Consider the following 26,844-nt stretch of genomic DNA (forward strand, 5'->3'; position numbering starts at 1 on the left):
TCTGTCCCGTCTGTCCTGCCTGTCCACAGTGCCGTACGGGTACGGGTCGCCGTTGGAGGTGGGTATGAGCGAGGACGTGGACGAGGCGGGCTGGGCGATCGAGCCCGGCGACGAGATGGCGCCGATGATCGAGGTCGTCGGCGGGGTGATCAGGTTCCACCGGGAGGCCGTCGCAATGTCGGTGCCCGACTTCGCGGCGGCCATGGGCTACGGCGAGGATCTGATCCGGAAGGTGGAACGGGGCTCACGGATTCCCCGGGTCGAATTCCTGTACAACGCCGATGAGTTGCTGAACGCCGGGGGAGCGGTTCGCGCTCTGCGCAAGTACGTGGAGGCGGCTCAGTATCCGAAGAAGGTGCGGAAGCTCAAGGAGTTGGAGGAGCGGGCGGTGGAGATGTTGTTGTACAGCAACCACAACATCCACGGCCTGTTGCAGACGCCGGAGTTCGCGAAAGCGTTGTTCGAGATGACGCAGCCTCCGCTGTCCCGGGAAGTGATGGAGAGGGAGACGGCCGCGCGTATGGCTCGGAAGTCGGTCTTCGACGCGGACCCTGTGCCCTCGCTCAATTTCATCCAGGAGCAGGTGACGCTGGAGCGCCCCTACGGTGGGAAGCCGGTGTTGCGCCGACAGCTTGAACACCTGCTGGAGGTAGGGCGGTTGAGGAACGTCACCCTTCAGGTCATGCCGACCTACAGTGATGAGCACGCCGGGACGCAGGGCCGGATCCAGGTGCTGAAGTTCGCTGACGGTACGGCGGTCGGGCGCTGCGACGGGGCGTTCAACGGACGTCCGGTCTCAACTCCCAGGGATCTTCGGATCCTTGAACTGCGCTATGGGATGATTCGGGCACAGGCTCTCCCTCCGAGGGAGTCGCTGGCCTTCATCGAGCAAGCGCTGGGAGCGTTATGAGTACCTCGGAACTGCACTGGTTCAAGAGCAGCTACAGCGACAGTGGCGAACCCGGTGACTGCGTAGAGGTCGCCACCACCCCCGTCGTCATCCACATCCGGGACTCCAAGACCCCCGTCGAGACCCCGCACCTCACCCTCGCGCCCACCAGCTGGAATTCGTTCGTGGCGCATCTGTCCGCCCGCTAACGTGCCGGGCATGACCACGTCTACCCGTTTCGCCGAGGCCCTCGATGAGCTGGGCCTCAGTGAACTCACCTCCCGTATCCGCCGCTTTCCCGACGAGACCCGTACCGCCGCCGAGGCCGCCGCTGCCATCGGGTGTGAGCTGAGCCAGATCTGCAAGTCGCTGATCTTCTCCGCCGACGGGGTCCCGGTCCTCGTCCTCATGGACGGTGCCTCCCGGGTCGACGTCGAGCTCGTCCGGTTCGAGCTGTGCGCCGCGAAGGTCACCCGGGCCAAGGTGGACGTCGTACGGGAGACCACCGGGTACGCCATCGGGGGCGTGCCGCCCTTCGGGCACCGGACCAGGACCCGTGTCCTCGCCGACCGTTCGCTGCTGGAGCACGACCTCGTCTGGGCCGCCGCCGGCACCCCGTACACCGTGTTCCCGATGGAGCCGAAGGCCCTGATCGCCCACGCCGGTGCGACCCTCGTGGATGTGCGCGAGTCGGCGACCTCGTGACCCCGGCCGTCACCGCCGCCGTACTGCTCGCCGCCGTCACGCACGCCTGCTGGAACGCGCTCGCGCACCGCATCACCGACAAGCTGGTCGGGTTCACGCTCATCGCCGGCGGCGGGATGGTCATCGGGCTGGTCGCTGTGCCGTTTCTGCCGGTCCCCGCTGCCGGGGCGTGGCCGTATCTCGTGGCGTCGGCCCTCATCCACATCGCCTATTACGTGCTGCTCATGCGCTCGTTCCGGCTCGGTGACTTCGGGCAGGCCTATCCGATCGCGCGCGGTACCGCGCCCCTCGTGGTGACCGTCCTCGCCGCCGTGTTCGCGCACGAGGTGCCCGACGGCTGGGCGGCGGCCGGAATCGCCGTGTCCTGTGCGGGACTTACCGGTGTCGCGCTGTGGGGACTGCGTGGGCGGCGGCCCAACTGGGCGGCGATCGGCGCCGCGTTGGCGACCGGCCTCTCCATCGCCGCGTACACCGTCGTCGACGGGCTGGGCGTACGGGCCTCGGGGTCCGCGCTCGCCTACATCGCCTGGCTGATGGCCCTGGAGGGCATCGCCGTCCCCGCCTACGCGCTGTACCGCTGGCGGGGACAGTTCCTCGCGACGGTACGGCCGTTCGCCGCCGTCGGACTGCTCGGCGGCGCGCTGTCCGTGGCCGCGTACGGGCTGGTGCTGTGGGCGCAGACCCGGGCCGAACTCGCCCCTGTCGCGGCACTCAGGGAGTCGTCGATCATCGTGGGGGCGGCCATCGGGGCCGTGTTCTTCAAGGAGCGGTTCGGAGCGCCCAGGATCGCCGCCGCCGGGCTGCTCGTCGTCGGGATCGGGCTGATGCTGCACGCGGGATAGGTCGCCCCAGCGGTCTTCTAGGGTTCGTTCCGCACAGGGGTGCCGGGCGCGAAGTGGGCGACGGCGGTGATCAGCCGGTCCTTGTCGAGGCTCCACCCGTTGACCGCCCGGGACGACATCGCCGTGTCGGCGGGTACCGGGGCCAGGGACTCCAGGACGGCACGGGACTTCGGGCCGTCACCAGGCAGGGCTGGCGCTCCTTCTCGCCGGGACACCCCGACGTAGGGCAGGGAGGCGAGGCCTACGGTCTGGCGCCACAGCACGAGGCCTGTGATGTCGTCCCAGGGCACGTGAGTGGTGGTGGCCTTGTACCGGGCGGGGTTCCCGCCGAGGAGCACACCTGTCTCGTCCACCCGGAACGCGACCTTGCGGCTCAGCGTCATGTACGCCATGAACAGCCCGCCCCCGCCGAACAGCGGCAGACCCAGTATCCGCGCGGGCAACGGCATGCCCGGGAGGAAGAGGACCGCGGTGAACGCGGCGCAGCACGCCACCAGTCTTATGGTCTTGCGGTCCCAGCCGTAGCGCGCCTCATACACAGGCGAGATGTCGCGATCCATGGCTAGATCATGACAACGTCCAGCTCCTCGGGGAAGCCTCTGCGGTCAGTGCGGCAAGCGGTGAGCCGGCTACGGGCGTACCGCCACCGCGTCCACCTCGAACAGCATCCCCGGTAGGGCCAGCGAGGCGACGCCGCTCAGTGTCTGGGCCGGGAGGCGGTCGCCGAAGCGCATGTGCAGCGCCTTGCCGAGGGTTTCCAGCTTGTCGAGGTCGTGGTCGACGATGAACGTGCCGAGGCGTACGACGTTTTCGTACCCGAGGCCGACCCCTTCCAGCGCCGAGCGCAGCCGGTCGAACGCCAGGTCCACCTGGGCGGCGAAGTCACCGGGGACGGGTGCGCCGGTGGCGTCGGAGGCGTACTGGCCGCCGATGTACACGGCTTTGCCGGGTGCCGAGACGGCGTGGCTGTAGCCGAAGGGCGTCGGGTCGTGCAGGGCGGGCGGGTTGGTGATCGTGCGCTCGTCGGACGTCATGTCGGGGCCAACGCTCCGGGTGCGCTCGTGATTCCGGTGCACCAAGTGCCCGGGGACCCGGTCCGGCATTCCGCCGGGGGCGGGCTCAGCGCTGGTCGGCCGGTGCCGCGTAGCAGTGGACCTTCACCCGTTGCCCGGGGCCCCATTCCTGCTCCACCTCCGCCGCCAGCAGGGTCCAGCCCAGGCGTTCGTACAGGGCCGCCGCCGCTGTGTCCGTCGACGCCACGTCGAGTACGGGGTGCAGGGCGCGGAACCTCGCCTCCGCCACCGCCCGTGCCATCAGCGCCGCGCCGACTCCCCGGCCACGGGCCGCCGGATCGACGTACAGGCGGTTGATCACCGCAGTCGGGCCCCGGTTCCACAGGGCCGCCGCCGCGTCGCCCTCCTCGCTGCGGGACAGGACGATATGGCCGACGATCCCCTCATCGCCCTCCCCTTCCGCATCCGCGACCCACACCGCGAGGAGCGAACCAGGGGTCAGCCAACCGGCCGGGTCAGTCGGCCAGTTGAGGGGGTATGCGTTCTGCTCGTGGACCGTCGCCAGCACCCGTACGCATGCGTCGAGGTCAGCCTCCGTGCGGGGGCGGATGCTGAACCGGGCTGAATTCGCAGTGCTGTTGGTGGCTGTCACACGCGTAGGTAAGCACGGACGCCCGACAGGTCGTGCGGGCGCATGCTGTTGCGGTCGGTCACCGAGCGGCCGAGGGCGTGGTGGGGCCACATGCCGCCCGCGGTGAGGCGGCTGCGTTCTACCCAGGCGCGGGCCGGGACGCTGCTGTTCTTGTAGTAGTTGAGGGCGTAGCCGCCGGTGTGGACGCGGAGCAGGCAGAAGCCGCCCGGGTAGTCCTTGACCGCGCTGACCTCCTGCTGGGTGACGTGCGGGGCGCTGCTCAGGAGCGTGCGCTTGTTGCGGTGGGTGTGACCCGCGTGGTGGAGGAAGACACCGGGGGAGGCGGAGTAGGCGTCGACGATCGAACGGGCCTGACCGCGGTCCAGGCGCTGACCGCGTCCCATGGGGAACACCGAGTCCCGTGTCGTCAGCGGGTGATGGCCGAAGACGATCGTCGGCTGGTCCTTGTCCGTCCTCAACTCGCCCTGGAACCATGCCAGTTGTTCGGCGCTCAGACCGCCCGCGTCCCCGCCGTTGCCTTCCTTCTCATAGGTGTCGAGGCCGATCAGGCGCAGGCCGCCCAGGTCGCGCGCGAAGTAGCCGGGGCCGTCGGCGCCGCCGAGGAAGCCGTCGCGGAAGGAGTCGTCGGGGTGCCGGGGGCGGTCGTGGTTGCCCCGTACGACGAAGTAGTCCCGTCCGTGGGTGCCGAAGCCGTCCAGGATGCGGCGGGCCTCGGCCAGGTCCCGGGGTGCGCCGGCCGCCGAGATGTCCCCGGCGGCGAGCAGGACGTCGGCGCCGCGCCGGTGGGCCTCCTCGACCATCGCCACGCTCATGATCTCCGGGTACGGGTCCAGGCCGGGCTGCTGCGAGACCCCGCGCAGCATCGGGACGCCGGCCACCCGGCCCGCCGTGGTCTCGCCGAGGTGCAGGTCGTTGCAGAGCGCGACGGAGAGGAGGTGGCGGCCGGGGGGCGGCTGGGGGGTCGTGAAGGAGTACGGGCCGCCGTGCGAGCCCAGACCGTGCAGCGAGGTGCCGACCGCGTTGCCGCGCACCAGGTGCAGCGGGGTCGGTGTGGCCGCCCGGCCCCGCGAACGGGCCTGGTAGTAGTACGTCTGGCCCGGTTCCAGGTCCGTCAGTTCGACGTGGTGGTGGGCGGTCGGCCGGCCCTCGGACGCCGTGCGCGTGAGGTGGGCGGGGTGGGTGCCGTACACGACCTCGCCCTCGGTGACGGCGGGGATCAGGTGGCCGAAACCGTCGTCCGTGCCCGGCACCGCCGTGGACCAGGTGATGACGGCGCTGTCCTCGGTGAGGGTGACCAGCTCCAGGTTGACGGCCGTCACGACGTCGGCGCGCGTGACGCGTTCCCGACGCGCGGCGAGCGCGGAACGCAGGACGGCGGGCGTGAGAATCGCGCCGGACCGGACGAGGTCGCGGGGGTCGGGGAACGCCGCGAGGGCGGCGAGGGGAGCGGAGAGACAGCAGCGCATGATCGGAACGTGCCCGTGGCCCGTTAACGGCAGCCGTGGAGGCGGGGGCGGCCGAACGTATGGGGCACGACAACTCCTTGGCGTCGGTGCGGTCGGTGCGGGGGTTCTTGCAGCGTACGACCGAGGGGAGAGCGCGCATCCCTCACTCGGGGCGAACGCGACGAACGTCACACAACGGACGCGCCGGAGATACGCCGGACTCAGTACCCGCGATACCGGACTCGGTACGCGCGGCACATGTGCGTGCCGGGGCCGACAGGAGCACCCTGGAAGCAGCGGTACCGGAGGTGATCGTCATGACGCACACCGCAGTGGGATGGCATGTAGAGCTGGAGTTCGAGGAGGACGAGCAGCGCACGCGCGCCGCCGCCCTCGTACGGCTGGCGGACGGCAGCGAGGTACGGGCCAACGGGTACGCCAGCCGTCACCGGTCCGACGAGAACCAGCCGCGCATCGGCGAGGAGATCGCCGGGGCACGCGCCCTCAACGAACTGGCGATGAAGCTGCTGACGAAGGCCCACGACGAGATCGACGAGGCGTCGGGGCGTACGTCGCGTTCACTGGGCCTCAGGTAGGAGGGCGGCCCGCACCGCCCGTACCAGCGCCTGTGCGCGCCCGTCCGCCGTCACGCTCTTGCGGAAGCCGTTCGTCACATAGCCGAAGGCGATACCCGACTCGGGGTCGGCGAAGCCGAGGGCTCCGCCCCTGCCCGGGTGGCCGAAGGAGCCGGGGGCCAGGAGAGGCGCGGCCGTGCCGTGGAGCATGTAGCCGAGGCCGAAGCGGGTGCCGATGACCAGGACGCGGTCCGGGCCCGCCGACTCCTCGCGCCGGGCCAGCTCGACCGTCTCCGGGGTGAACAGGCGTGTCCCGCCGTCGACTTGGTCGATGAGGGAGGCGTAGAAGCGGGCGAGTCCGTCGGCCGTGGCGATGCCGTTGGAGGCGGGGAGGGCTGCGGCCCGGTACGCGGGGTCGTTCTCGTCGGGCAGCGGGGTTATCGCGGCGAAGGCGCGGCTGGTGAGGGAGTCCGGGTCGGCGTAGGCGTCGGCGACGGACCGCTTGGGGCGCGTCCGGAGGGCCGGGCCACCCGTCTCCGGGGTCTGGACCCGGCCCACCCGGCCCACGCGTCCTGCCTCCGCGTCCGGCAGCCCGAGCCACAGGTCGAGGCCCGCCGGTCCCGCGATCTCCGCCGCGACCCACTCTCCGACCGGGCGCCCGCCGACCCGCCGTACGAGCTCGCCCGTCAGCCAGCTGTACGTCTGCGCGTGGTACCCGTGGTCCGTGCCCGGCGCCCAGACCGGCGCCTGCGCCGCGACCGCCGCCGCGCCGAGGTCGGGATCGGCAGCCTGCGCGGGGGTGAGTGGCCGGTCGAGGACGGGGACGCCCGCGCGGTGCCCGAGCAGATGCCGGACGAGGGTCCGCTCCTTGCCCGCCGCCTTGAACTCCGGCCAGTACTCGGCCACGGGGGCGTCCAGGTCCAGCTCACCGCGCTCGGCCAGCATCAGGAGTGCGGCGGCGGCGACGCCCTTCGTCGCCGAGCGCACGATCTGCGCGGTGCCGTGCTCCCAGGGCGCGTCGCCGTCGACGTCACGGGTACCGGCCCACAGGTCGACGACCCGGCGCCCGTCCCGGTACACGGTGACGGCGGCGCCGTGCTCGCCGCCGGTCGCGAAGTTGCGCACGAACGCGTCCCTGACCGGCTCGAAGCCCTCGGCCACCACGCCGCTCACGTTCACGTCCATGTTCGAGTCCACGCGGGTGTAACGCGCACCTACCCGCCCGCGATTCCTCAGCCCGTGAGCTGATCAGCCCAGAATGATCGTCACGTCGATGTTGTCGCGGGTGGCGTTCGAGTACGGGCAGACCATGTGGGCCGCGTCGACCAGCTTGGCCGCGATGTCCTGGTCCAGGATCGGCAGCGACACGCTCAGGGCGACCGCGAGGCCGTAGCCCTGCTGCTTGTTGGGGCCGATGCCCACCTTCGCGGCGACCGTGGAGCCCGACAGGTCGTAGCCCTCGCGGCGGCCGACCAGGACCAGCGCGTTGTGGAAGCACGAGCTGTACCCGGCCGCGAACAGCTGCTCCGGATTGGTGCCGTTGCCGTCTCCGCCCAGCTGCGGAGGCATCGCCACCTTCAGGGCGATCTGGCCGTCCTGGCTGGTGACATCCCCGTTCCGGCCGCCGTGAGCGGTGGCCTCGGCGACGTACATGATCTTCGTCGGACGAGAGTCCGGACGAGTGTCGGCGGTACGGGCCTCGACGTCGATACCGGCGTCAGTCACGGCAGAACCTCCCCCAAAGCGGACAACAGAAGCACAGAACCATGTGCAGAAACTGCGAAGAGCACAACTACATCGTGCACAAGGTACCGGCTGGTAGGGGTGTATCCGTCATCCGGGGGTGGAGAGCGTGAGTTACCTCAGGTCAGACGGGTGCGGTCGGCCGCCACCTGCGCCCGTTCCGCCAGCGCCCACAGCTCGCCCCGCAGCCGCGCCACCTCGCCCCCGCTCAGCTCCGTCGCCGCGAGCAGCGTGCCCGGTACGCGCGCCGCGCGCTCCCGGAGTTCGTCGCCGCGCACGGTGACGCCGACGGACACCGACCGCTCGTCCAGCGCCGACCGCTCCCGGCGGACCAGCCCCGCCGCCTCCAGCCGCTTGAGCAGCGGCGAGACCGTGCCGTAGTCGAGGCACAGGGCGGCGCCCAGCTCCTTCACGGTCACCTCGCCGCGCTCCCACAGGACCAGCAGCACGAGGTACTGCGGGTAGGTGAGGCCCAGCTCGTCGAGGAGCGGGCGGTAGGCGGCGGTCATCGCGCGCTGGGCCGCGTACAGCGCGAAGCACAGCTGGTCGTCGAGGCGCGGCGACCCGGGGTTGTGCGCGTCCTCTTGTTCGATCACGCGACCATTGTCACGGACGCCACGAGTGTTATGAACGTCACGGGGTGCGGATGGCGGAGACCGACCGCGGGTCGAACCCGAACGGCAGTTCCAGACGATGGGCGCGCATCAGGTCGTCGTCGGCCAGGAGGTCGCCGGTGGGGCCGTCGGCGGCGATGACACCCTCGCTGAGGACCAGCGCGCGCGGGCACAGCTCCAGGGCGTACGGCAGATCGTGCGTGACCATGAGGACGGTGACGTCCAACGACCGCAGGATGTCGGCCAGTTCGCGGCGCGAGGCGGGGTCGAGGTTGGACGACGGCTCGTCGAGGACGAGGATCTCGGGCTCCATGGCGAGCACCGTCGCCACGGCCACCCGGCGTCGCTGCCCGAAGGACAGATGGTGCGGCGGCCGGCCTGCGAAGTCGGCCATCCCGACCAGGTCGAGGGCGGTACGGACGCGCTGCTCCAGTTCCTCGCCCTTCATCCCGGCGGCGGCCGGCCCGAAGGCGACGTCCTCGCGCACGGTCGGCATGAAGAGCTGGTCGTCGGGGTCCTGGAAGACGATCCCGACCTTGCGTCGGATTTCGGCCATGTGTCGCTTGCCGACAGGCATCCCGGCGACGGTGACCGTCCCCGCCCCGCCGGTGAGGATGCCGTTGAGGTGCAGCACGAGCGTCGTCTTGCCGGCCCCGTTGGGCCCGAGCAGCGCCACCCGCTCACCGCGCCCGACCGAGAAGTCGACGCCGAAGAGGGCCTGGTGGCCGTCGGGGTAGGCGTAGGCCAGCCCGGCCACTTCGAGTGAGGGGGAGGAGAGCGAGGGGGACGCGGGGAGTGGGGTCGAGGTTGTCACAGGGCCCATCCCAGCAGACAGACGGCGAGCGCGGCGACGGGCAGGGCGAAGGCGTACGACCACTGCGCCCGGGACGCGGTCACCTCGTCGATGACGGGCATCGAACCGGCGTACCCCCGGCTCACCATGGCCAGATGTACGCGCTCGCCCCGCTCGTACGACCGGATGAACAGTGCCCCGGCGGACTTCGCCAGCACCCCCCAGTGACGGATGCCCCGCGCCTCGAAGCCCCGTGACTCCCGGGCGATCCGCATCCGCCGCATCTCGTCGGCGATGACGTCGCCGTACCGGATCATGAAGGACGCGATCTGCACGAGCAGCGGCGGAAGCCTGAGGCGTTGGAGCCCGAGGAGCAGTTCGCGCAGCTCGGTGGTGGAGGCGAGGAGTACGGAGGTGGCGACACCGAGGGTGCCCTTCGCGAGCACGTTCCAGGCGCCCCAGAGCCCGTTGACGCTCAGCGACAGGCCCAGGACGTCCACCCGTTCGCCCTGGGCCACGAACGGCATGAGCACGGCGAAGGCGACGAAGGGGATCTCGATCAGGAGGCGCCTGAGCAGGAAGGCGGCGGGCACCTGGGCGGCGCGGGCCACGGCCCCCAGCAGTACGGCGTACACCGCGAAGGCCCACACCGCCTCGCGCGGGGTGGAGACGACCACGATCACGAAGGTGAACGCGGCGGCGAGCTTGGTGTGCGGCGGCAGCCCGTGCACGGGGGAGTGCGCGTGCCGGTAGAGCCGGTGGGCGTGTCCGGCGCCCATGTCAGACGCTCGTCGGTGAGGCGGTGGGGGTGGTGTCGCTCGTGGCGCTGCGCCTGCGGACCGCCCAGAAGACGCCCGTCCCGGCGACGACCGTGACGCCGACGCCGATCACACCGGCGAGGCCGCCGGACAGCCGGCCGTCAGTGATGCCCTCGACGCTGTAGTCGGCGAGCGGGGAGTCGGCGGCGGCGTGGTCCTCGACCTTGGCGTCGATGCCCTTGTCGGCGGCGACCTTCTCCAGGCCGTCCGGGCTGGCGGAGGCGTAGAAGCTGACGACACCGGCGAGGACGAGGGAGGCGGCGAGACCGGTGAGCCAGACGGTGCGGGTGCGGTGGGCGCCGGCGGGGGAGGGGGCGGGGGTGAGCTGCGGCTGTTCCGGTGCCGCGTCCACCAGTTCGCCGCCGACCCGCAGTTGGAGCTTCTGGCGCAGGCCTCGGGCGCCGTACACGAGATCCGGCCGTACGGCGATGACGGCGCCGACCGTGAACGCGGTGATCGCGGCCTCGCCGAGCCCGATCAGGACGTGCACGCCGACCATGGCGGTGAGGACGCGCCCGATCGGTACGTCCGTCGTGCCGCCGATCGCGTAGACGAGCGTGAAGGCGAGGGCGGCGGCCGGTACGGAGAGGGCGGCGGCGACGAAGGCGGACACGGTGACCGAACGGCGCTTCTTGGGAAGCACCTTCACCAGCCCGCGGAAGGTGGCGTAGGCGACGACCGTCGTCACGACGGCCATCACCGTGATGTTCACGCCGAGCGCGGTGAGGCCGCCGTCCGCGAAGAGGATGCCCTGCATGAGCAGGACGACGGACACGCACAGGACCCCTGTGTAGGGGCCCACGAGTATCGCTGCGAGCGCGCCGCCCAGCAGGTGTCCGCTGGTTCCGGCGGCGACCGGGAAGTTCAGCATCTGCACGGCGAAGATGAACGCGGCCACCAGGCCGGCGAGCGGCGCGATCCGTTCGTCCAGCTCGCGCCGGGCGCCGCGCAGGCTCACGGCGACGGCACCGGCGGCGACGACTCCGGCCGCTACGGAGACGGGGGCGTTGATGAATCCATCGGGCACATGCACCGTCTGATGATAGTGGCTTGTTGCGAACCTTTCGCAAGAGCGAGATGAAAGCAATCTGAGGCGTAAATGGGAAAATATGCGACATTGGAGAGGAAGTGGGTGCGGATCCACAGTTTCCGCACAGGTTACGCAGCGTAAGGGGCAGTCTGATGTCCGTAGTCGAGCAGTACGCGCGAGCCCATATCGTCACGGACACAGCGGACGACGACCGCGACGCGGTGCCGGTGGTCCTGCGCTACGACCCGGACGCCGATCCGCGCGCGGTGCGCGTCGGGCTGCCCGGTGCTCACGAGTGGACGTTCTCCCGGTCACTGCTGGAGGAGGGGTTGCGGGCGCCTGTGGGGTCCGGGGAGGTGCGGGTGTGGCCGTGCGGGCGGGTGCAGGCGGTGGTCGAGTTCCACTCGGCGGGGGGTGTGTCGGTGGTGCAGTTCGAGAGGAAGACGTTGATGCGGTTCCTGCGGCGTACGTATATGGCTGGGGCGCGGGTCAGCAGCTGAGCTGAGGTCGGGTTGTCTCGCCCCCGCCGCCCCTACCCGTCCCATCCCGTACCTGGGGGCTGCGCCCCCAGACCCCCCTGCCGGCCCTGAAGGGGCCTTGTCCTCAAACGCCGGACGGGCTGAGGGGGCGGGCCTGCGTTCTCACGCGCCGGATGGGCTGAGGGGGCGGGCCTGCGTTCTCACGCGCCGGACGGGCTGAGGGGGTGGGCCTGCGTTCTCACGCGCCGGATGGGCTGAGGGGGTGGGAGTGAGTCCTCAGACGCGGGGCGGGTTGGAGGGGTGGGCCGGCTCGGCTGGACAGAAGCGGTGAACGGGTTGGCGGGTGGGAAACCCCGGGGTCGGCTACGACCCCGCCCTCAGTAGCGCTGCCACGATCGGGCCCGCTGTGCTGCCGCCGTGGCCGCCCTCTACGACCACTCCCGCGCCTGCCAGGTCTCCCCGGTACGCCGTGAACCAGCCGTTCGGCTTGTCCTGGCCGTCGACCTCCGCGGAGCCCGTCTTCGCGCCGTAGTTCGGGCCGAGGCCGGACATCGCCTCCGCCGCGGTGCCGTACGCCGCCGTGTACTGCATCAGCTCCCGCAGCTGCGACAGCGTCGACGACGACATCGTCCGCGCGGCCGTGGCCAACGTACGGCCGTCAACCTCCGGTGAGACCAGGTACGGCTGGTGGAAGACGCCGGATCCGACCGTCGCCGCCACCGACGCCATGTTCAGGGGGTTCATCCGCACCCCGCCCTGCCCGATCAGCGACGCCGCCATCTGGGCCTGCGACTGCACCGGTACCGAGCCGTCGAAGGTCGAGACGCCGATCGCCCAGTTGTCCATGCCGAGGCCGAACACCTGCTGCGCCTGCTTGGTCAGGCTGTCGTTGTCGAGTTTGGGCGCCTGGCTGATGAAGGCCGTGTTGCAGGACCGCGCGAAACTCGCCTTGAACGTGCCGCCCTTGATCTCGAACTTGTCGTCGTTCTGGAACTTCCAGCCGCCGTACGTCGAGAACTTCGGGCACGGATGCGGCTTGTCCGGCGACGCGAGGTCCTTCTCGATCAGCAGCGACGACGTGATGACCTTCATCGTCGAACCCGGCGCCAACGAGCCCTGGAACGCCGTGTTGAAGCCGTGCGACTGGTTCGCCACCGCCAGGATCTCGCCCGTGGAGGGACGAAGGAGTACCACCGAGGACTTCGGCTTCTTCAGGACCTGCGCCTCGGCGGCCGTCTGCAGCGCCGGGCTCAGTGTCGTCTTCACGGTGCCAGGCGTGCCCTTGCTCAGCTCCAGCAGGGTCTTGTCGGCCGCCTTGGCCGCCTTGGACTCCTTGCCGCGCACGACGCGCAGTTCGATGCCCGCCTTGCCGCCGGCCTTCTTGCCGTACTTCTCCCTGAGGCTGTCCAGAACCGTGCCCAGGGACGGGTACTTGGCGAGCGTCAGCTCACCGCCGTCCCGGTCGACGGCCTTGATCGGCGGGGTGCCGGACTCCCCGGTGAGGAGTTTGTCGCCGTCCGCCAGGTCGGGGTGGATCACCGACGCGTGCCAGTCGACCAGCGGCTTCCCGTCGGACGTACGACGGACCACGGTCAGGGCGCTCTCGTAGGTGAGCGGCTTGCTCGTGCCGCCGTACTTCACCGTGCCCTTGACCGTGAAGGGGACCTTGGCGCCCGTCGCCGTGCCCGGGGTGATCGTCACGCCGGTGATGTGGGCGTCCTTGGTGTAGCCGGTGAGGAGGTTGGTCGCCGACGCGGTGGTGTCGTTCGTCGACGCCGCCGCAGCCGCCACCTTGCCCGTCTGCCAGGACGTCAGGAACTGCGTGGCGATCGCCCTGACCTGCTTCGCGGGCACCGGGCCCGTCGGCACCGACGGCTTCCTGTCGGCCGTGGCGGCCGTCGAGGAGCCGTCCTCGGCCGCCGCTCCGCCGCCGTACAGCGCGTACCCGCCGAAACCGGCGCCGCCGACGACCACGGCGATCATCCCGCCGATCACGGCGGGCCTGGTCTTGCGTGCACTCCGTCGCTCGGCGACGCGCCTTCTGTTGCCCACAGCTCCCGATCCTCCGCGAAATCCCCAGGGTCCCCGTTGCCCTCATCCACCTCAACGACAACGACCACCCTAGAGTCCCGTCCCGCGAGGGTGAGTTCAGCCGCCGGTCCGTAGCACGGCTGCGACAATCGGGCCCGCCGCGTCGCCGCCGTGGCCGCCCTCCTGGGTCATGGCCGCCGCCGCGATGTCACCCCGGAATCCGGTGAACCAGCTGTTCGACTTGGTCTGCCCGTCCACCTCGGCGGACCCCGTCTTCGCCCCGATGTCCCCGCTCAGCCCGGCCATCGCCTGCGTCGCGGTGCCCTGCGTCGCCGTCATCCGCATCATCTCCTTGAGCTGCGCGGACGTACTCGCCGGCAGGCCCTTCGCCGTCGCCAGCTGACGCTTGTCCAGGTCGGGCGAGACGAGATACGGCTGCCGGAACTCACCCGTGATCGCCGTCGCCGTCACCGACGCCATGTTCAGCGGGCTCATCTGGACCTGGCCCTGGCCGATCGCGTTGGCCGCCCGGTCCGGGCCGGGGGAGGCGGGGACGCTGCCGTCGAAGGAGGTGATCCCGGTCTTCCAGTTGTCCTGGCCGAGCCCGAACCGCTCCTGGGCCTCGGTCGTCAGCGACTCGTCGGTGAGCGGGTTCGCCTCGGTGCCGTCGATCAGCTTGATGAAACCCGTGTTGCAGGAGCGCAGGAAGTCGTTGGCGAGGGTGGCGTTCTCGTTCGGTGCCATGCCCTTGAGGTTGCTGAAGGTCTGGCTCTTCCAGACCGCGGTCGGCGTGCAGGGCGCCGGCCCGTTCATCGACGTCACGCCGTTGTCTATCAGCATCGCCGCCGTGACGATCTTCATCGTCGAGCCCGGCGCCAACGTGCCCTCGAAGGCCGCGTTGAACTGGTCCGCACGGTGGTTGGCGACCGCCAGCACCTCACCGGTGCTCGGCTTCACGGCGACCACGGACGACTCGGAGAACTTGAGCACCGCCTTCTCGGCGGCGGCCTGCGCACTCGCGCTCAGTGTCGTCTCCAGCTTGCCCGGCGTGCCCTCGGCGAGGGTCACCAGCGAGGTGTCGGCGATGTTGGTGTCGGCGTGCCGGACCATCAGCTCGATGCCCGGCCTACCGCCCGCCTTGTCGCCGTAGCGCGCCCGCAGGGTGTCCAGGATCGGCCCGAGGGAGGGGTACTTCTCCTTCGTCAGGACCTTGCCGTCGCGGTCCACGGCCTCGATCGGCGGGCTGCCGGCCTCCCCGGTGACCAGCGAGTCCCCGACGGCCTTGAGGCCGGGATGCACGACCGACGGCTTCCAGTCGACCAGCGCCCGCCCGGTCGTCGTGCCCCGGACGATCGTCAGGCTGCTGGTGTAGGCGAGCGGCTTGCTCTTGCCCTGGAAGGACACCGTGGCCTTCACCGAGAAGGGCACGGTCGCTCCGGTGGCCGTCCCGGGGGTGATCTTCAGGCCCGTGATGTGCGCGGTCGCCTTGTAGTCACTGATCAGGGTGGTCGCGGGCGCGGCGTTGTTGGTGAGCTCGCCGGCGGCCTGCGCCTGCCCCTTCTCCCAGGCCGCGAAGAACTTCTCGCTGGCCTCCGCGATCTCGTCCTTCGACGGCGGCCCGGTCTTCACGGCCTCCGTACCGCCGCCGCTGTCCTCGTTGAGCGCGGACACGATGTTGAAAGCGCCGTACCCGGCCCCGCCGACCATCACCGTGAACACGGACCCGACGATCGCGGCCTTTGCTCCCTTGCGCATGTGAGTTCCCCTCCCCGTAGGCCACTGCACTGTAAGTGGCCTACGGGGCTGCTGTGGGGGCTGTTTCGGCCTCTTGTCCCAACTCTTGTCCGAAGAGTGATCAGAAATGTGATCCAGCGAGCGATCAGACCCAGGTATCCAGCCACATTCGTGAACGCCAGGAGTCGATGGGAATCGCCGTCCCGGTGTACAGCGGCCAGAAGTAGATGAAGTTCCACGCGATCAGCAGCACCAGCACACCCGCGCCCGCCGCGCCCGCGACCCGGCGTCGTTCGCTCGAACCCGGTGGGCCGATGATCGCGCCGATCATCATCGCCAGGGCCAGGCACAGGAACGGCAGGAAGACGATCGCGTAGAAGAAGAAGATCGTGCGCTCCTGGTACATGAACCAGGGGGCGTAGCCCGCCGCGATGCCGCAGGCGATGGCGCCCGCCCGCCAGTCACGCCGGAACAGCCAGCGGTACAGCACGTACATGACGGCGAAGCAGGCCGCCCACCACAGCAGGGGCGTGCCGATGGCCAGGACCTCGCGGGCGCACTGCTGGCCCGCGTCGGTGGGGCAGCCGTCCTTGCCGGGGGCCGGGGACTCGTAGAAGAACGAGACCGGGCGGCCCAGGACGAGCCAGCTCCACGGGTTCGACTGGTAGTTGTGCGGGGTGTGCAGGCCCACGTGGAACTCGTACACCGCGTGCTCGTAGTGCCAGAGGCTGCGCCACCAGTCGGGGAACAGCCACGACCAGCTGCTGCCCTTGCCCTCGGTCGCGGCCCAGTTGCGGTAGTAGCCGCCGGTGCCGTCCGACGGGGAGAGGATCCAGGCCGTCCAGGAGAGCAGGTAGGTGAGGACGGCGACCGGGACCGTCGCCAGGAAAGCCCAGCCCAGGTCGCGCTTGAAGACCGCCTCGTACGGGTGGCGGGCGCCGGCGACCTTGCGGGAGCCGACGTCCCACAGCACCGCCATCACGCAGAACGCGACCAGGATGTACAGGCCGTTCCACTTGGTGCCGATGGCCAGGCCCAGCATCAGGCCGGCGAGCCAGCGCCAGGGGCGTACGCCGAAGCGGGTCGTCTCGGCGATGTGCGCGTCCGGTCGTACCGCGCCGTCCGCGTCCGGTGGCAGCGCCGCCGCCAGCCGTTCGCGGGCCTTGTCGCGGTCGATGACCAGGCAGCCGAAGGCGGCGAGGACGAAGAACTGGAGGACGCCGTCGAGCAGCGAGGTGCGGCTCATCACGAAGGCCAGGCCGTCCACCGCCATCAGCGTGCCCGCCAGGCAGCCGAGGAAGGTGGAGCGGAAGAGGCGGCGCCCGAGGCGGCACAGGATCAGGACCGACAGCGTGCCCAGCAGCGCGGTCATGAAGCGCCAGCCGAACGGGTTGAACCCGAACATCCATTCGCCGAGTCCGATGACGTACTTACCGACCGGCGGATGCACGACATAGGCCGGGTCGGTCGGGACGGGCACGTGCCCGTCGGTCTTCAGGATCAGGTCGTTGACGTCCTTGTCCCAGCCGACCTCGAAGCCCCGGTGGATGAGACCCCACGCGTCCTTCGCGTAGTACGTCTCGTCGAACATCACCCGCTTCGGACTGCCCAGGTCCCAGAAGCGCAGCAGCCCCGCCAGCAGCGTCACCAGCAGCGGGCCGCCCCAGCCGGACCAGCGCGTGATCCGGTCGGTGAGGGTGGGGGGCAGCCCGAGGGTCGCCCACAGGCGGGGGCTCGGCTCCGTGTACGGCGGCACCAGCCGGTCCCGGACATCGCTTCTCGGCTTCGCCGTGTATCCGTAGCGGCGCAGTCGCTGCTGCCACGCCGGCCGCTGCTCTGGCGAGGGGGCGGTCAGCCGGGTGTCCGTGGAGGGCGCGGTACTGGTCACCGCGCCATCGTAGGGAACAGCGCTGTGTGCGTCCCGTGGAAGGGGCTCTTGATGGCCCTGCGAGGATGGAAACGTGACAGGAACACTGGTTTTGGCAGGCACTCCCATCGGCGACGTCACGGACGCGCCGCCCCGGCTCGCGGCGGAACTGGAGGGCGCCGACGTCATCGCGGCCGAGGACACCCGTCGGCTGCGCCGGCTCACCCAGGCGCTCGGAGTGCAGCCGAAGGGCCGGGTGGTGTCGTACTTCGAGGGCAACGAGGCGGCGCGCACCCCCGAACTGGTCGAGGCGCTGCTCGGCGGTTCGCGGGTGCTGCTGGTGACGGACGCGGGCATGCCGTCGGTGTCCGACCCCGGGTACCGGCTGGTCGCCGCCGCCGTGGAGAAGGACATCCGGGTGACGGCCGTACCCGGCCCGTCCGCCGTACTCACCGCGCTCGCGCTCTCCGGGCTGCCCGTCGACCGGTTCTGCTTCGAGGGTTTCCTGCCGCGGAAGGCGGGCGAACGCCTGTCGAGGCTGAGGGAGGTCGCCGAGGAACGGCGCACCCTCGTCTACTTCGAGGCCCCGCACCGCCTCGACGACACCCTCGCCGCCATGGCGGAGGCGTTCGGCGCGGACCGACGGGCCGCCGTCTGCCGGGAGTTGACGAAGACGTACGAGGAGGTCAGGCGCGGTCCGCTGGCCGAGCTGGCCGAGTGGGCGGCCGAGGGCGTACGGGGTGAGATCACCGTCGTCGTCGAGGGCGCCCCCGAGAAGGACGGCGGGGAGCTCGGCGCCGAGGAACTGGTGCGGCGGGTACGGGTGCGCGAGGAGGCGGGGGAGCGGCGCAAGGAGGCCATCGCGGCCGTCGCGGCCGATGTGGGGCTCCCCAAGCGGGAGGTGTTCGACGCGGTCGTGGCGGCGAAGAACGCGCAGGGTGCGGGCGGTACGGGTGGTACGGGGACTGTGACGCCCGGCACGTCATAAGGGGGCAAAGGCGGGCGCCGAACGGCAAAGGCCGGCCCTCGGATCCGGGCCGTTCCCACAAGGAATGCCCAAAACGCCTTCAACAGTCGACAGGTCGGATGCCTTCGCGGCGGCAGAGGCGTCCACTGGTTCACAGGGACGCACCCGTCCTGTGTCCAGCGGACCAGAGGAGCTGGCATGAGCGAGACCACCGGCCACCGCAGCACGGCCACCGCCGTCGTACACGAGTCGTATTCCTTCGCCTGCATGCGCTGCGGGCACGGCTGGGAACAGTCGTACGAGATCGAGCACCACACCGACACCGAGGGCGGCCAGATGGTCATGTACGTGGCCGACGGCCGCGTCGTACCGTCCCCGCTGACCCGCCCCACCTGCCAGAACTGCGACGGCCATGTCGTACGCATCATGCGCGCGGGCCAGGTGTCGTCGGTGCAGAACTCGATGCAGCGGCAGCGCACGGTGCCCAGGGCCGTCCCGGTGGCCGACGAGGCTTCAGGGACACCGAAGGAAGACCACCACTGGCACCTCTCGGATCTCCTCCACCCGTTCCACCGCAAGGCGAGTTAGGCTCCGCCGGCTGGGCGGTTCATCTGCTGCGGGCCGGTGGGGGCCGGCCGCGCCCACGCGGCGGAGCCGCAGGATGAAGCAGGCCCGCGCCCCTTTGGGGCGCGGGTTTTCCGCCCTTCGTAGGATCAGGGGCATGTCTGCCAAGTCCCAAGCCGCCGAAGCCCCGCCGCTGCCCGAACCCCTCCGGGTGCCGGTCGCCGACTCGCACACCCACCTCGACATGCAGTCCGGCACCGTCGCGGAGGGCCTCGCCAAGGCCGCGTCGGTCGGGGTGGCGACGGTCGTCCAGGTCGGCTGCGACATCAAGGGCTCCCGCTGGGCCGCCGAGACGGCGGCCACGTACGACAGCGTGCACGCGACCGTCGCCCTGCACCCGAACGAGGCCCCCCGCATCGTCCACGGCGACCCCGACGGCTGGTCCCGGCAGGGCGCGCGAGTGCCCGGCGGCGACATCGCCCTCGACGACGCGCTCGCGGAGATCGACCGGCTGGCCGGACTCCCGCAGGTCAAGGGCGTCGGCGAGACGGGACTCGACTACTTCCGCACCGGACCCGAGGGCAAGGCGGCTCAGGAACGGTCCTTCCGGGCGCACATCGAGATCGCCAAGCGGCACGGCAAGGCGCTGGTCATCCACGACAGGGACGCCCACGCCGACGTCCTTCGGGTCCTGAAGGAGGAGGGTGCCCCCGAGCGGACCGTCTTCCACTGCTACTCCGGCGACGCCGAGATGGCCGAAGTCTGCGCCGGGCACGGCTACTTCATGTCCTTCGCCGGCAACATGACCTTCAAGAACGCCCAGCCGCTGCGCGACGCGCTCGCCGTGGCCCCGCTGGAGCTGGTCCTCGTCGAGACGGACGCGCCCTTCCTCACCCCGGCGCCGTACCGGGGCCGGCCCAATGCTCCCTACCTCATCCCGGTCACCCTGCGGGCGATGGCCGAGGTGCGGGGCATCGACGAGGACGGACTGGCGACCGCCATCGCGGCCAACACCGCACGTGCCTTCGATTACTGACAACACTGACGTGTGTTGACGCTCGGTAGTCGCGTCGCTTTGGAGAGTGACGGCCGCTCCGCTAGGTTCGGTGCCCGTCGCCGGAACCTGGAGCGTGTCGTCGTGAGCAGTTCGCCGCCGTACGAGACGTACAGCCCCGTGGGCGGGCCGCAGCCGCCGTCGCCGTACGGGGGGTACGACCCGCACACCGCCGAGACGGTGGCGTACGGGGTCCTGCCGTACGCGGACACGTACCGGCCCGCCTACGAGCCCCCGGCGCCCCCGGAGCCGCCGCTGCCGCCGGCCGGGGTGCCCCGGCAGCAGGCGGCGACCGGGCCGACCCGCGAAGGGCGCTCCCGCGAGGGGCGGGCGGCCAGGCGCCGCAAGGGATCCGAACGGCCCGACGCCATCCGCCGGTTGCTGCCGCAGGCACTCGTCGTGGCGTTCCTGGCGGGCGGTACGACGGCCTTCGTCGCCAAGGACAAGGCGATCGAACTGAGCGTCGACGGCAAGCCGCGCACCCTGCACACCTTCGCGGACGACGTGACCGAACTGCTGGCCGACGAGGGGGTGGCGGTGGGCGCCCACGACGTCGTCGCCCCCGCGCCGGGCACCGCACTGGCCAGCGGCGACGAGGTCCGCGTCCACTACGGGCGACCCGTACGGATCACTCTGGACGGTGAACGGCGTGAGGTGTGGACGACGGCACACACGGTGGAGGAAGCACTCAGACAGCTCGGGGTGCGCGCGGAGGGCGCGTACCTCTCCCTCGCGCGCTCCCAGAAGATCGGCAGGCAGGGGCTCACGATCGACGTCCGCACCGAGCGCACGGTGACGATCATGGCGGACGGCCGGGCCCGCACGATCCGTACGAACGCGGCGACGGTCGCCGAGGCGGTGCGGGAGGCCGGGATCACCCTGCGCGGCGAGGACGCCCTGTCGGTGGCCGCCGCGAGCTTCCCGCGCGACGGCCAGGCGGTGACGGTGCTGCGGGTGACGGGCTCCAAGGAGGTACGCGAGGAGGAAATCCCCTACGACGTCCGGCGCACCCAGGACGCGTCCCTGTTCAAGGGCACGGAGATCGTCGACCAGGCGGGCAGCCCGGGCCTGCGCCGTGTCACCTTCGCCCTGCGCGCGGTCAACGGCGTGAAGCAGAAACCACGCCGGGTGCGCACGGAGGTCGTCCGCGAGCCCCGGGCCCAGCTGGTGAGGGTCGGCACGAAACCCCTGCCGACCTCGGTGCGGGGGGCGGACCATCTGGACTGGGGTTCCCTGGCGGCCTGCGAGTCCGGGGGGCGCCCGAACGCGGTGGACCCGTCGGGCACGTACGGCGGCCTGTACCAGTTCGACACCCGGACCTGGCAGAGCCTCGGCGGCTCCGGCCGCCCCCAGGACGCCACGGGCGAGGAACAGACACTGCGCGCGAAGAGGCTGTACGTGAAACGGGGGGCGGGGCCCTGGCCGCACTGCGGGGGGCGGTTGCACGGCTAGCCTGCGGTCACCTCGAAGAGAGCCCCGGTGTCACATCGTCGATGTCCGGGACAAGGCAGGAGTGCTGCCGGCCCATGGGTCTCCCACGCTGACCTGAAGAGAGCGGGGAGGCCGCTGGTCGGCCTCGGACGAGTCGTCGCTCAGCACCCAGATCGCGACCATGGCGATGAAGCCGACGACGAGAAGTGCCGGCAGACCCAGGATGAGGGCGACCACCCACCACCTGGTCCGTCCCGAGGGGGCCTGGATGTCCTCGTGCCCCACGGGGGAGTCCTGTGTCGCTTTCATGAGATCCATCCTTTGTCTGCCTGTGCTTGTCGCCGACCCACTCAACCAGGAGCTTCGCCTCGTCCAGCGCTCGGTCTCCCTCAACTCGACCGGTATTCAAGCAGGTTGGCGAGACGGCAGGGGGTCGTCCGCCTTTGGCTCCGCCTGTGCGCGTCAGGGTGTCGGCTGACCGGATCCGTCCGCCCCGGGACCCGATGCGGCCTGTCGCCGCACCCTCCGCACGCCGGAAGCTGGAGGCATGACCCGAGCACTGATCGTCATCGATGTCCAGGAGTCCTTCCGCGCCCACCCGCTGTGGGAGACCATCTCCGACCCGAAGATCGCCGACAAGGTGAACCGGCTGGTCCGGTCGGCCCGCCGAGCCGGGGACCTGGTGGTGTGGGTGCTGCACTCCGAGCCGGGGAGCGGTGATGTCTTCGACCCGGCCCTCGGTCAGGTGCGGCTGCTGGAGGAGCTGGGGCTGCCGGAGGACGGCGAGCCGCTGATCCACAAGACCTCGCACAACGCCTTCACCACCACCAACCTGCAACAACGCCTCACCGAGCACGGGGTCGGCGAACTCGCCGTCTGCGGTATCCGCACCGAGCAGTGCGTGGAGACCACCGCCCGCGTGGCGAGCGACCTCGGTTACCAGGTCACCTTCGTCGTCGACGCGACCGCCACGAACCCGATCCCGCACCGCGACGCCCCCGCCGGCCAGAGCGTCGCGGAACTCCTCGCCGACCCCCGTACCCTGCCCGCCGACGAGATCATCCGGCGCACCGAGTACGCCCTCGCGGGCCGTTTCGCCACCATCGCGACGGTCGACGAGGTGGAGGCCGCGGCGGAACGTCCGGCACGATGACCGGTCTTCCGGCATGATGGCCGAATCGTGAGCCACGTCGTCTTCTTCCTGGTACCCGGAGTCCACCTGCTGGACCTGGCCGGCCCCGCGCAGGTCTTCTCCACGGCGGCCGACTTCGGGCACCCCTACACCCTCACCTACCTCGCCGAGCAGGCGCAGATCACCACGGCTCAGGGGCTGCCCGTGGTGGCAGGACTGGACTGGCCCGACCTCGGGCCCGACGACCTGATCGTCGTCCCCGGCTGGCGAGCCGTCACCCTGGCCGACTCACCGGCCATCACCGACGCCTCCCTCCAAGTCCTTCGGGACCACCACACCAGGGGCGGAACGGTCGCCAGCGTCTGCGCCGGAGCCGAGGCACTCGGGCGGGCCGGCCTGCTCCGGGGCCGGCGCTGCACCACCCACCACGACGTGCAGGACGAGCTGGCTCTGCGCCACCCCGGGGCCGTCGTGGTCCGCGATGTCCTGTTCACCGCCGACGACCGGGTGATCACCTCCGCCGGTATCGCCAGCGGGATCGACCTGGCCCTTCACCTCGTCGCCGGCCGGCACGGGCCCGCCGTCGCCGCCCAGGTCGCCCGGGACATGGTGGTCTACGCCCGCCGCAACGGCCACGAGCCACAGACCAGCGCGATGTTCCGGCACCGGTCCCACCTCGACGACACCGTGCACCGCGCCCAGGACCTCATCGACACCCGCTTCGACCAAGCCCTACCGCTGCCACACCTCGCCTCGGTCGTCGGCGTCAGCGAACGCACCCTCACCCGGCTCTTCAGCCGCGCCACCGGTCTCACCCCGCTGCGCTACCAGCAGACCCTGCGGCTGGAACGCGCCGAGCACCTCATCAGCCACGGCGCCACGGTCGACGCCGCCGCCCACTCGGTCGGCTTCGAGGACGCCCGCATGCTGCGCCGCCTGCGCAGCCGCGCGGCGTGACGGGACGCGGTGAGACGACGTGGTGAGCGAAACGTCGAGACCACCGCAAGCCTCGGGGTTCTGGGGTTCTGGGGTTCTGGTGCTCTGGTGCTCTCCCGAGCGTCGGACCGGATCAGCCGGTCCTGGCTCCGCACGGCCAAGCGCCGCGTCCCGCCCTCACCCCCCACCCCCGTACCCTGGACCCGTGAGCACCAGCCCCGCCCCCGATGCCCTCCCCACCTCCGACGCGCTGTTCGGCGCTGCCGACATCCGTGAGCTCGCCGAGGTTCTCGGTGTGCGGCCCACCAAGCAGCGCGGGCAGAACTTCGTCATCGACGCCAACACGGTCCGCCGTATCGTGCGCACCGCCGGTGTGCGGCCCGACGACGTGGTCGTCGAGGTCGGGCCGGGGCTCGGGTCCCTCACCCTCGCGCTGCTGGAGGCCGCCGACCGGGTCGTGGCCGTCGAGATCGACGACGTCCTCGCGGGCGCCCTGCCCGCCACCGTCGCCGCCCGGACGCCCACCCGCGCCGACCGGTTCTCGCTGGTGCACTCCGACGCCATGCGCGTCACCGAACTCCCCGGCCCCCCGCCCACCGCACTGGTCGCGAACCTTCCGTACAACGTCGCCGTACCCGTGCTGCTGCACATGCTGGAGACGTTCCCGAGCATCGAGCGGACCCTCGTCATGGTGCAGGCGGAGGTCGCCGACCGGCTCGCCGCGCCGCCCGGGTCGAAGGTGTACGGCGTACCGTCCGTCAAGGCCAACTGGTACGCCGAGGTCAAGCGGGCCGGTTCCATCGGTCGCAACGTGTTCTGGCCCGCGCCCAACGTCGACAGCGGGCTCGTCTCGCTCGTCCGGCGTGCCGAGCCGCTGAAGACGACCGCCGACCGCCGCGAGGTCTTCGCGGTCGTGGACGCCGCCTTCGCCCAGCGCCGCAAGACCCTGCGCGCCGCGCTCGCAGGCTGGGCCGGATCCGCCGCCGCCGCCGAGACCGCCCTCGTCGCCGCCGGTGTCTCCCCGCAGGCCCGCGGCGAGTCGTTGAGCGTCGAGGAGTTCGTCCGCATCGCGGAGAACAAGGTCCAGCAGCAGAACAGCGACACCGACGGTGACAACGAGGAGTCCGGGCAGCTGTGAGCGTGACGGTACGGGTTCCCGCCAAGGTCAACGTCCAGCTCGCGGTGGGTGCCGCGCGCCCCGACGGCTTCCACGACCTCGCCAACGTCTTCCTCGCCGTCGGCCTCTTCGACGAGGTGACGGTGACTCCGGCCGACGAGCTCCGGATCACCTGCGCCGGGCCCGACGCCGCTCAAGTCCCCCTCGACGGTACGAATCTCGCCGCCCGTGCCGCCGTAGCGCTTGCCGAGCGGTACGGCCGTACGCCCGACGTGCACATCCACATCGCCAAGGACATCCCCGTCGCAGGCGGGATGGCGGGTGGCAGTGCCGACGGCGCCGGTGCGCTGCTCGCCTGCGACGCGCTGTGGGGGACGAGCGCCTCGCGCGTCGAACTCCTCGACATCTGCGCCGAGTTGGGCAGCGATGTGCCGTTCAGTCTGGTGGGCGGGGCCGCGCTCGGGATCGGGCGCGGGGAGAAGCTGACGGTCCTGGAGACCGGCGGCACCTTCCACTGGGTGTTCGCGATGGCCGAACGCGGGCTGTCGACACCGGCCGTGTTCCGGGAGTTCGACCGGCTGGTCGCGGACAGTGAGGTTCCGGTGCCCGTCGCCTATCCCGAACTCCTCGACGCGCTGGCCAAGGGCGACCCCGAGGCGCTCGCCGCCACCGTCTCCAACGACCTCCAGCCCGCCGCTCTTTCGCTCTTCCCCGCCCTCGCCGACACCCTCGCGGCGGGCCGCGCGGCGGGCGCGTTGACCTCGCTGGTCTCGGGTTCCGGCCCGACGACGGCGTTCCTCGCCCGCGACGCGGGGGCCGCACAGCAGGTGGCGCGGGCGCTGTCCGCGTCCGGCACCTGCCGGTCCGTACGGGTGGCGGCAGGACCGGTACCGGGCGCGCGTGTGCTGTGACGGTGAACACACAGAGTTACTTCTGAGTTAACCCATTTTTCCGACCTCCACAGGGAATTCACCGTTCCTTGGCTTGAGGGAGCGCAGGTGGGGCGGACGTGACACGTAGGGTCTTTTCAACTTCAAGCACTCGCCGTCCGCCACAGATCTCCGCCAAGTCTTCGGAGTTCACCGAATTCCAGAGTGCGCGCGGCGTGGGGTCCCCCTTGAGTTGCCAACTGCCCCAGCACCTCCGGAAGGCATCTCCGTGTCCGTACCTCCCCCCAGTCATCGCAGGAAAATTCCCCTCACCCGGCGCGGCATGATCGGTGCCGCGGGCGCTGTCGCCGTCGGCGGCGCGCTGACCCCGGTGGTCTTCGCGGCCACCAACGGCGAGGACTCACCGTCCGGTACGACGGACAGCACGTCCGGCACCGCCGGTACCGAGCCGCAGAAGTTCCCGGCCACCCGAACCGAGGCCGCCACCGGCACCGCCGAGGCAGGCGCCGCCTTCGCCATCTCGTACGTCGGTGTGCGCTGGAGCGGCGCGGCGGACGGCGCCGGGATCAAGTTCGCGGACGGCGCCTCCACGCCCGGCAAGTGGCAGGAGCTGAGCGGCGGTTGCGCGACCGTCGAGGGCGGCGGCACGGCGCTGGTGGCGGCGGGGGACGCCACCGCGTACGAGCTGAAGCTGCCCGACGGGGCGAGCGCGGGCGGGGCGCGGTCGCTGGCGATCGACACGACCGGCGGGTCCGGGAAGACCTTCCGGGTGCCGACCGAACCGACCCGGGTGCGCGGGGTGCAGTACCTGTCGCGACCGGCGTGGGGCGCCGACGAGTCGAAGCGGTACAAGGACGGCAAGGTCAACTCGCCCGAGGTGTACTACCCGTTCCAGACGGTCACCGTGCACCACACGGACACCCCGAACGCCGACCCCGACCCGGCGTCGACCGTGCGCGGCATCTACGAGTACCACGCGATCACCCTCGACTGGGGTGACATCGGCTACCACTTCCTCATCGACGAGGCGGGTGCCGTCTACGAGGGCCGCTACTCCGGCGACGACCTGGTCCCCGCCTTCGACAAGGACGGCAAGCTCGTCACCGCCTTCCACACCGCCGGCTTCAACTCCGGCAACCTCGGTATCGCCCTCATCGGCACGCTGGTCGACCAGCCGCCGACGGACGCGGCCAAGGCGTCGCTGATCCGCCTGATCAAGGTGATCGCCCGCTTCAAGGGCCTGGACCCGCAGGCCAGGCTGACCTATGTGAACCCGGTCAACGGGGTCACGAAGGACGTCAATGCGATCAGCGGCCACCGCGACTGGCTGTCGACCGACTGCCCCGGCCAGACGATGTACGACCTCCTCGGCGAGGTCCGTACGGAGGTCGCCGCCAAACGCTGATGGCTCTGTGCCATCGGCGGCGACGCTGAACGCGATCGAACGCAACTCACCCTGCTGAACGGTGCTGAGGGGTCGGCGAAGGTCGGCCGACCCCTTCCCCCGCAGCGATCAGCCCTTC

The 26,844-nt window shown here is 70.9% G+C and carries 29 protein-coding genes; 15 read left to right on the top strand and 14 right to left on the bottom strand.

Annotated features, from left to right (window positions below; translation table 11 throughout):
• Positions 1-115: 115 nt before the first annotated feature.
• Genes STRTUCAR8_RS01390 through STRTUCAR8_RS01405 form a run of 4 tightly spaced genes read left to right on the top strand, consistent with a single transcriptional unit; the run spans position 116 to position 2,436 of the window.
• Positions 116-910, top strand: coding sequence for a helix-turn-helix domain-containing protein (locus STRTUCAR8_RS01390; protein WP_338399696.1), 795 nt, complete (start codon positions 116-118; stop codon positions 908-910).
• The gene (locus tag STRTUCAR8_RS01395) at positions 907-1,098 is read left to right on the top strand and encodes a DUF397 domain-containing protein (RefSeq protein ID WP_006373605.1); all 192 of its coding nucleotides are present in this window, start codon (positions 907-909) and stop codon (positions 1,096-1,098) included. The genes STRTUCAR8_RS01390 and STRTUCAR8_RS01395 overlap by 4 nt, the downstream gene beginning before the upstream one ends.
• 10 nt (positions 1,099-1,108) lie before the next feature.
• Complete coding sequence (locus STRTUCAR8_RS01400; RefSeq protein ID WP_044471453.1) at positions 1,109-1,594, top strand: YbaK/EbsC family protein; 486 nt, start codon at positions 1,109-1,111, stop codon at positions 1,592-1,594.
• A complete protein-coding gene (locus tag STRTUCAR8_RS01405) occupies positions 1,591-2,436 on the top strand; it encodes a DMT family transporter (RefSeq protein ID WP_006373602.1) in 846 nt (281 codons plus the stop codon). Before STRTUCAR8_RS01400 ends, STRTUCAR8_RS01405 begins: the two co-directional genes overlap by 4 nt.
• Before the next feature lie 17 nt (positions 2,437-2,453).
• On the opposite strand, the gene STRTUCAR8_RS01410 is transcribed toward STRTUCAR8_RS01405, so the two are convergent.
• The 4 genes from STRTUCAR8_RS01410 to STRTUCAR8_RS01425 all read right to left on the bottom strand — a co-directional run bounded on the left by STRTUCAR8_RS01410 (position 2,454) and on the right by STRTUCAR8_RS01425 (position 5,567).
• Positions 2,454-2,996 carry a hypothetical protein gene (locus tag STRTUCAR8_RS01410; RefSeq protein ID WP_006373593.1) on the bottom strand — a complete coding sequence of 181 codons (543 nt, stop codon included), beginning with the start codon at positions 2,994-2,996 and terminating at the stop codon, positions 2,454-2,456.
• Positions 2,997-3,065: 69 nt separating this feature from the next.
• Positions 3,066-3,470 carry a RidA family protein gene (locus STRTUCAR8_RS01415; RefSeq protein ID WP_006373586.1) on the bottom strand — a complete coding sequence of 135 codons (405 nt, stop codon included), beginning with the start codon at positions 3,468-3,470 and terminating at the stop codon, positions 3,066-3,068.
• 85 nt (positions 3,471-3,555) lie between these two features.
• A complete protein-coding gene (locus tag STRTUCAR8_RS01420) occupies positions 3,556-4,017 on the bottom strand; it encodes a GNAT family N-acetyltransferase (RefSeq protein WP_006373589.1) in 462 nt (153 codons plus the stop codon).
• Positions 4,018-4,097: 80 nt separating this feature from the next.
• Positions 4,098-5,567 (bottom strand): purple acid phosphatase family protein, encoded by a 1,470-nt coding sequence (locus STRTUCAR8_RS01425; protein WP_006373617.1) that lies wholly within the window; start codon positions 5,565-5,567, stop codon positions 4,098-4,100.
• A gap of 296 nt (positions 5,568-5,863) precedes the next feature.
• On the opposite strand from STRTUCAR8_RS01425, the gene STRTUCAR8_RS01430 reads away from it, so the two are divergent.
• On the top strand, positions 5,864-6,142 hold the full coding sequence (locus STRTUCAR8_RS01430) for a DUF1876 domain-containing protein (RefSeq protein ID WP_044471455.1): 279 nt from the start codon (positions 5,864-5,866) through the stop codon (positions 6,140-6,142).
• Here the strand turns inward: STRTUCAR8_RS01430 and STRTUCAR8_RS01435 are convergent.
• The 6 genes from STRTUCAR8_RS01435 to STRTUCAR8_RS01460 all read right to left on the bottom strand — a co-directional run bounded on the left by STRTUCAR8_RS01435 (position 6,125) and on the right by STRTUCAR8_RS01460 (position 11,122).
• Positions 6,125-7,306, bottom strand: coding sequence for an EstA family serine hydrolase (locus tag STRTUCAR8_RS01435; RefSeq protein WP_006373612.1), 1,182 nt, complete (start codon positions 7,304-7,306; stop codon positions 6,125-6,127). The genes STRTUCAR8_RS01430 and STRTUCAR8_RS01435 overlap by 18 nt on opposite strands.
• Before the next feature lie 63 nt (positions 7,307-7,369).
• Positions 7,370-7,774, bottom strand: coding sequence for an organic hydroperoxide resistance protein (locus STRTUCAR8_RS01440; protein ID WP_179200625.1), 405 nt, complete (start codon positions 7,772-7,774; stop codon positions 7,370-7,372).
• Between the two features lie 209 nt (positions 7,775-7,983).
• Positions 7,984-8,460 (bottom strand): MarR family winged helix-turn-helix transcriptional regulator, encoded by a 477-nt coding sequence (locus tag STRTUCAR8_RS01445; RefSeq protein ID WP_006373608.1) that lies wholly within the window; start codon positions 8,458-8,460, stop codon positions 7,984-7,986.
• Positions 8,461-8,497: 37 nt separating this feature from the next.
• Complete coding sequence (locus tag STRTUCAR8_RS01450; protein ID WP_006373587.1) at positions 8,498-9,301, bottom strand: energy-coupling factor ABC transporter ATP-binding protein; 804 nt, start codon at positions 9,299-9,301, stop codon at positions 8,498-8,500.
• Positions 9,289-10,050 (bottom strand): cobalt ECF transporter T component CbiQ, encoded by a 762-nt coding sequence (cbiQ, locus tag STRTUCAR8_RS01455; protein ID WP_006373609.1) that lies wholly within the window; start codon positions 10,048-10,050, stop codon positions 9,289-9,291. Before cbiQ ends, STRTUCAR8_RS01450 begins: the two co-directional genes overlap by 13 nt.
• Before the next feature lies 1 nt (position 10,051).
• Positions 10,052-11,122: an energy-coupling factor ABC transporter permease gene (locus tag STRTUCAR8_RS01460; RefSeq protein WP_044471444.1), complete on the bottom strand. Its 1,071-nt coding sequence runs from the start codon at positions 11,120-11,122 to the stop codon at positions 10,052-10,054.
• 149 nt (positions 11,123-11,271) lie between these two features.
• Between STRTUCAR8_RS01460 and STRTUCAR8_RS01465 the strand changes: the two genes are divergently transcribed.
• Positions 11,272-11,619, top strand: a complete 348-nt coding sequence (locus tag STRTUCAR8_RS01465; RefSeq protein WP_006373610.1) for an SsgA family sporulation/cell division regulator — start codon at positions 11,272-11,274, stop codon at positions 11,617-11,619.
• Positions 11,620-11,961: 342 nt separating this feature from the next.
• Here the strand turns inward: STRTUCAR8_RS01465 and STRTUCAR8_RS01470 are convergent, their stop codons facing one another.
• From STRTUCAR8_RS01470 to STRTUCAR8_RS01480, 3 genes are all read right to left on the bottom strand, one after another.
• Positions 11,962-13,650 (bottom strand): penicillin-binding transpeptidase domain-containing protein, encoded by a 1,689-nt coding sequence (locus STRTUCAR8_RS01470; protein ID WP_006373596.1) that lies wholly within the window; start codon positions 13,648-13,650, stop codon positions 11,962-11,964.
• A gap of 96 nt (positions 13,651-13,746) precedes the next feature.
• On the bottom strand, positions 13,747-15,384 hold the full coding sequence (locus tag STRTUCAR8_RS01475; protein ID WP_006373576.1) for a penicillin-binding transpeptidase domain-containing protein: 1,638 nt from the start codon (positions 15,382-15,384) through the stop codon (positions 13,747-13,749).
• 124 nt (positions 15,385-15,508) lie between these two features.
• Complete coding sequence (locus STRTUCAR8_RS01480; RefSeq protein WP_006373611.1) at positions 15,509-17,251, bottom strand: dolichyl-phosphate-mannose--protein mannosyltransferase; 1,743 nt, start codon at positions 17,249-17,251, stop codon at positions 15,509-15,511.
• 73 nt (positions 17,252-17,324) lie between these two features.
• Here STRTUCAR8_RS01480 and rsmI point away from each other — a divergent pair, with 73 nt between their 5' ends.
• The 4 genes from rsmI to STRTUCAR8_RS01500 all read left to right on the top strand — a co-directional run bounded on the left by rsmI (position 17,325) and on the right by STRTUCAR8_RS01500 (position 21,267).
• Positions 17,325-18,218, top strand: coding sequence for a 16S rRNA (cytidine(1402)-2'-O)-methyltransferase (gene rsmI, locus STRTUCAR8_RS01485; RefSeq protein WP_006373579.1), 894 nt, complete (start codon positions 17,325-17,327; stop codon positions 18,216-18,218).
• A gap of 177 nt (positions 18,219-18,395) precedes the next feature.
• Positions 18,396-18,785, top strand: coding sequence for a hypothetical protein (locus STRTUCAR8_RS01490; RefSeq protein ID WP_006373603.1), 390 nt, complete (start codon positions 18,396-18,398; stop codon positions 18,783-18,785).
• Positions 18,786-18,918: 133 nt separating this feature from the next.
• Positions 18,919-19,797, top strand: a complete 879-nt coding sequence (locus tag STRTUCAR8_RS01495) for a TatD family hydrolase (protein ID WP_044471445.1) — start codon at positions 18,919-18,921, stop codon at positions 19,795-19,797.
• 102 nt (positions 19,798-19,899) lie between these two features.
• On the top strand, positions 19,900-21,267 hold the full coding sequence (locus STRTUCAR8_RS01500) for a resuscitation-promoting factor (RefSeq protein WP_006373613.1): 1,368 nt from the start codon (positions 19,900-19,902) through the stop codon (positions 21,265-21,267).
• 30 nt (positions 21,268-21,297) lie between these two features.
• Here the strand turns inward: STRTUCAR8_RS01500 and STRTUCAR8_RS01505 are convergent, their stop codons facing one another.
• Entirely contained in the window at positions 21,298-21,555 is a 258-nt protein-coding gene (locus STRTUCAR8_RS01505; RefSeq protein ID WP_044471446.1) for a hypothetical protein, read from the bottom strand.
• A gap of 238 nt (positions 21,556-21,793) precedes the next feature.
• Here STRTUCAR8_RS01505 and STRTUCAR8_RS01510 point away from each other — a divergent pair, with 238 nt between their 5' ends.
• From STRTUCAR8_RS01510 to STRTUCAR8_RS01530, 5 genes are all read left to right on the top strand, one after another.
• Positions 21,794-22,399: an isochorismatase family protein gene (locus STRTUCAR8_RS01510; RefSeq protein WP_006373585.1), complete on the top strand. Its 606-nt coding sequence runs from the start codon at positions 21,794-21,796 to the stop codon at positions 22,397-22,399.
• Between the two features lie 27 nt (positions 22,400-22,426).
• Positions 22,427-23,335, top strand: coding sequence for a GlxA family transcriptional regulator (locus STRTUCAR8_RS01515; protein WP_006373584.1), 909 nt, complete (start codon positions 22,427-22,429; stop codon positions 23,333-23,335).
• 184 nt (positions 23,336-23,519) lie between these two features.
• Positions 23,520-24,452, top strand: a complete 933-nt coding sequence (gene rsmA, locus STRTUCAR8_RS01520) for a 16S rRNA (adenine(1518)-N(6)/adenine(1519)-N(6))-dimethyltransferase RsmA (protein WP_006373601.1) — start codon at positions 23,520-23,522, stop codon at positions 24,450-24,452.
• Positions 24,449-25,342: a 4-(cytidine 5'-diphospho)-2-C-methyl-D-erythritol kinase gene (locus STRTUCAR8_RS01525; RefSeq protein ID WP_006373614.1), complete on the top strand. Its 894-nt coding sequence runs from the start codon at positions 24,449-24,451 to the stop codon at positions 25,340-25,342. Before rsmA ends, STRTUCAR8_RS01525 begins: the two co-directional genes overlap by 4 nt.
• A 247-nt stretch (positions 25,343-25,589) precedes the next feature.
• The gene (locus STRTUCAR8_RS01530; protein WP_006373594.1) at positions 25,590-26,726 is read left to right on the top strand and encodes an N-acetylmuramoyl-L-alanine amidase; all 1,137 of its coding nucleotides are present in this window, start codon (positions 25,590-25,592) and stop codon (positions 26,724-26,726) included.
• Positions 26,727-26,844: the final 118 nt, after the last annotated feature.

This window comes from Streptomyces turgidiscabies Car8, from assembly GCF_000331005.1.
Lineage (GTDB): Bacteria > Actinomycetota > Actinomycetes > Streptomycetales > Streptomycetaceae > Streptomyces > Streptomyces turgidiscabies.

What these genes read in the sequence shown, in the direction of transcription:
- STRTUCAR8_RS01465 (WP_006373610.1), top strand. Translation starts at nt 11,272, where the DNA reads ATGTCCGTAGTCGAGCAGTACGCGCGAGCCCATATCGTCACGGACACA.
- STRTUCAR8_RS01430 (WP_044471455.1), top strand. Translation starts at nt 5,864, where the DNA reads ATGACGCACACCGCAGTGGGATGGCATGTAGAGCTGGAGTTCGAGGAG.
- STRTUCAR8_RS01395 (WP_006373605.1), top strand. Translation starts at nt 907, where the DNA reads ATGAGTACCTCGGAACTGCACTGGTTCAAGAGCAGCTACAGCGACAGT.
- STRTUCAR8_RS01440 (WP_179200625.1), bottom strand. Translation starts at nt 7,774, where the DNA reads ATGTACGTCGCCGAGGCCACCGCTCACGGCGGCCGGAACGGGGATGTC.
- STRTUCAR8_RS01400 (WP_044471453.1), top strand. Translation starts at nt 1,109, where the DNA reads ATGACCACGTCTACCCGTTTCGCCGAGGCCCTCGATGAGCTGGGCCTC.
- STRTUCAR8_RS01505 (WP_044471446.1), bottom strand. Translation starts at nt 21,555, where the DNA reads ATGAAAGCGACACAGGACTCCCCCGTGGGGCACGAGGACATCCAGGCC.
- STRTUCAR8_RS01415 (WP_006373586.1), bottom strand. Translation starts at nt 3,470, where the DNA reads ATGACGTCCGACGAGCGCACGATCACCAACCCGCCCGCCCTGCACGAC.
- STRTUCAR8_RS01490 (WP_006373603.1), top strand. Translation starts at nt 18,396, where the DNA reads ATGAGCGAGACCACCGGCCACCGCAGCACGGCCACCGCCGTCGTACAC.
- STRTUCAR8_RS01425 (WP_006373617.1), bottom strand. Translation starts at nt 5,567, where the DNA reads ATGCGCTGCTGTCTCTCCGCTCCCCTCGCCGCCCTCGCGGCGTTCCCC.
- cbiQ (WP_006373609.1), bottom strand. Translation starts at nt 10,050, where the DNA reads ATGGGCGCCGGACACGCCCACCGGCTCTACCGGCACGCGCACTCCCCC.
- STRTUCAR8_RS01510 (WP_006373585.1), top strand. Translation starts at nt 21,794, where the DNA reads ATGACCCGAGCACTGATCGTCATCGATGTCCAGGAGTCCTTCCGCGCC.
- STRTUCAR8_RS01495 (WP_044471445.1), top strand. Translation starts at nt 18,919, where the DNA reads ATGTCTGCCAAGTCCCAAGCCGCCGAAGCCCCGCCGCTGCCCGAACCC.
- STRTUCAR8_RS01475 (WP_006373576.1), bottom strand. Translation starts at nt 15,384, where the DNA reads ATGCGCAAGGGAGCAAAGGCCGCGATCGTCGGGTCCGTGTTCACGGTG.
- STRTUCAR8_RS01410 (WP_006373593.1), bottom strand. Translation starts at nt 2,996, where the DNA reads ATGGATCGCGACATCTCGCCTGTGTATGAGGCGCGCTACGGCTGGGAC.
- STRTUCAR8_RS01435 (WP_006373612.1), bottom strand. Translation starts at nt 7,306, where the DNA reads ATGGACGTGAACGTGAGCGGCGTGGTGGCCGAGGGCTTCGAGCCGGTC.
- STRTUCAR8_RS01390 (WP_338399696.1), top strand. Translation starts at nt 116, where the DNA reads ATGGCGCCGATGATCGAGGTCGTCGGCGGGGTGATCAGGTTCCACCGG.
- STRTUCAR8_RS01450 (WP_006373587.1), bottom strand. Translation starts at nt 9,301, where the DNA reads ATGGGCCCTGTGACAACCTCGACCCCACTCCCCGCGTCCCCCTCGCTC.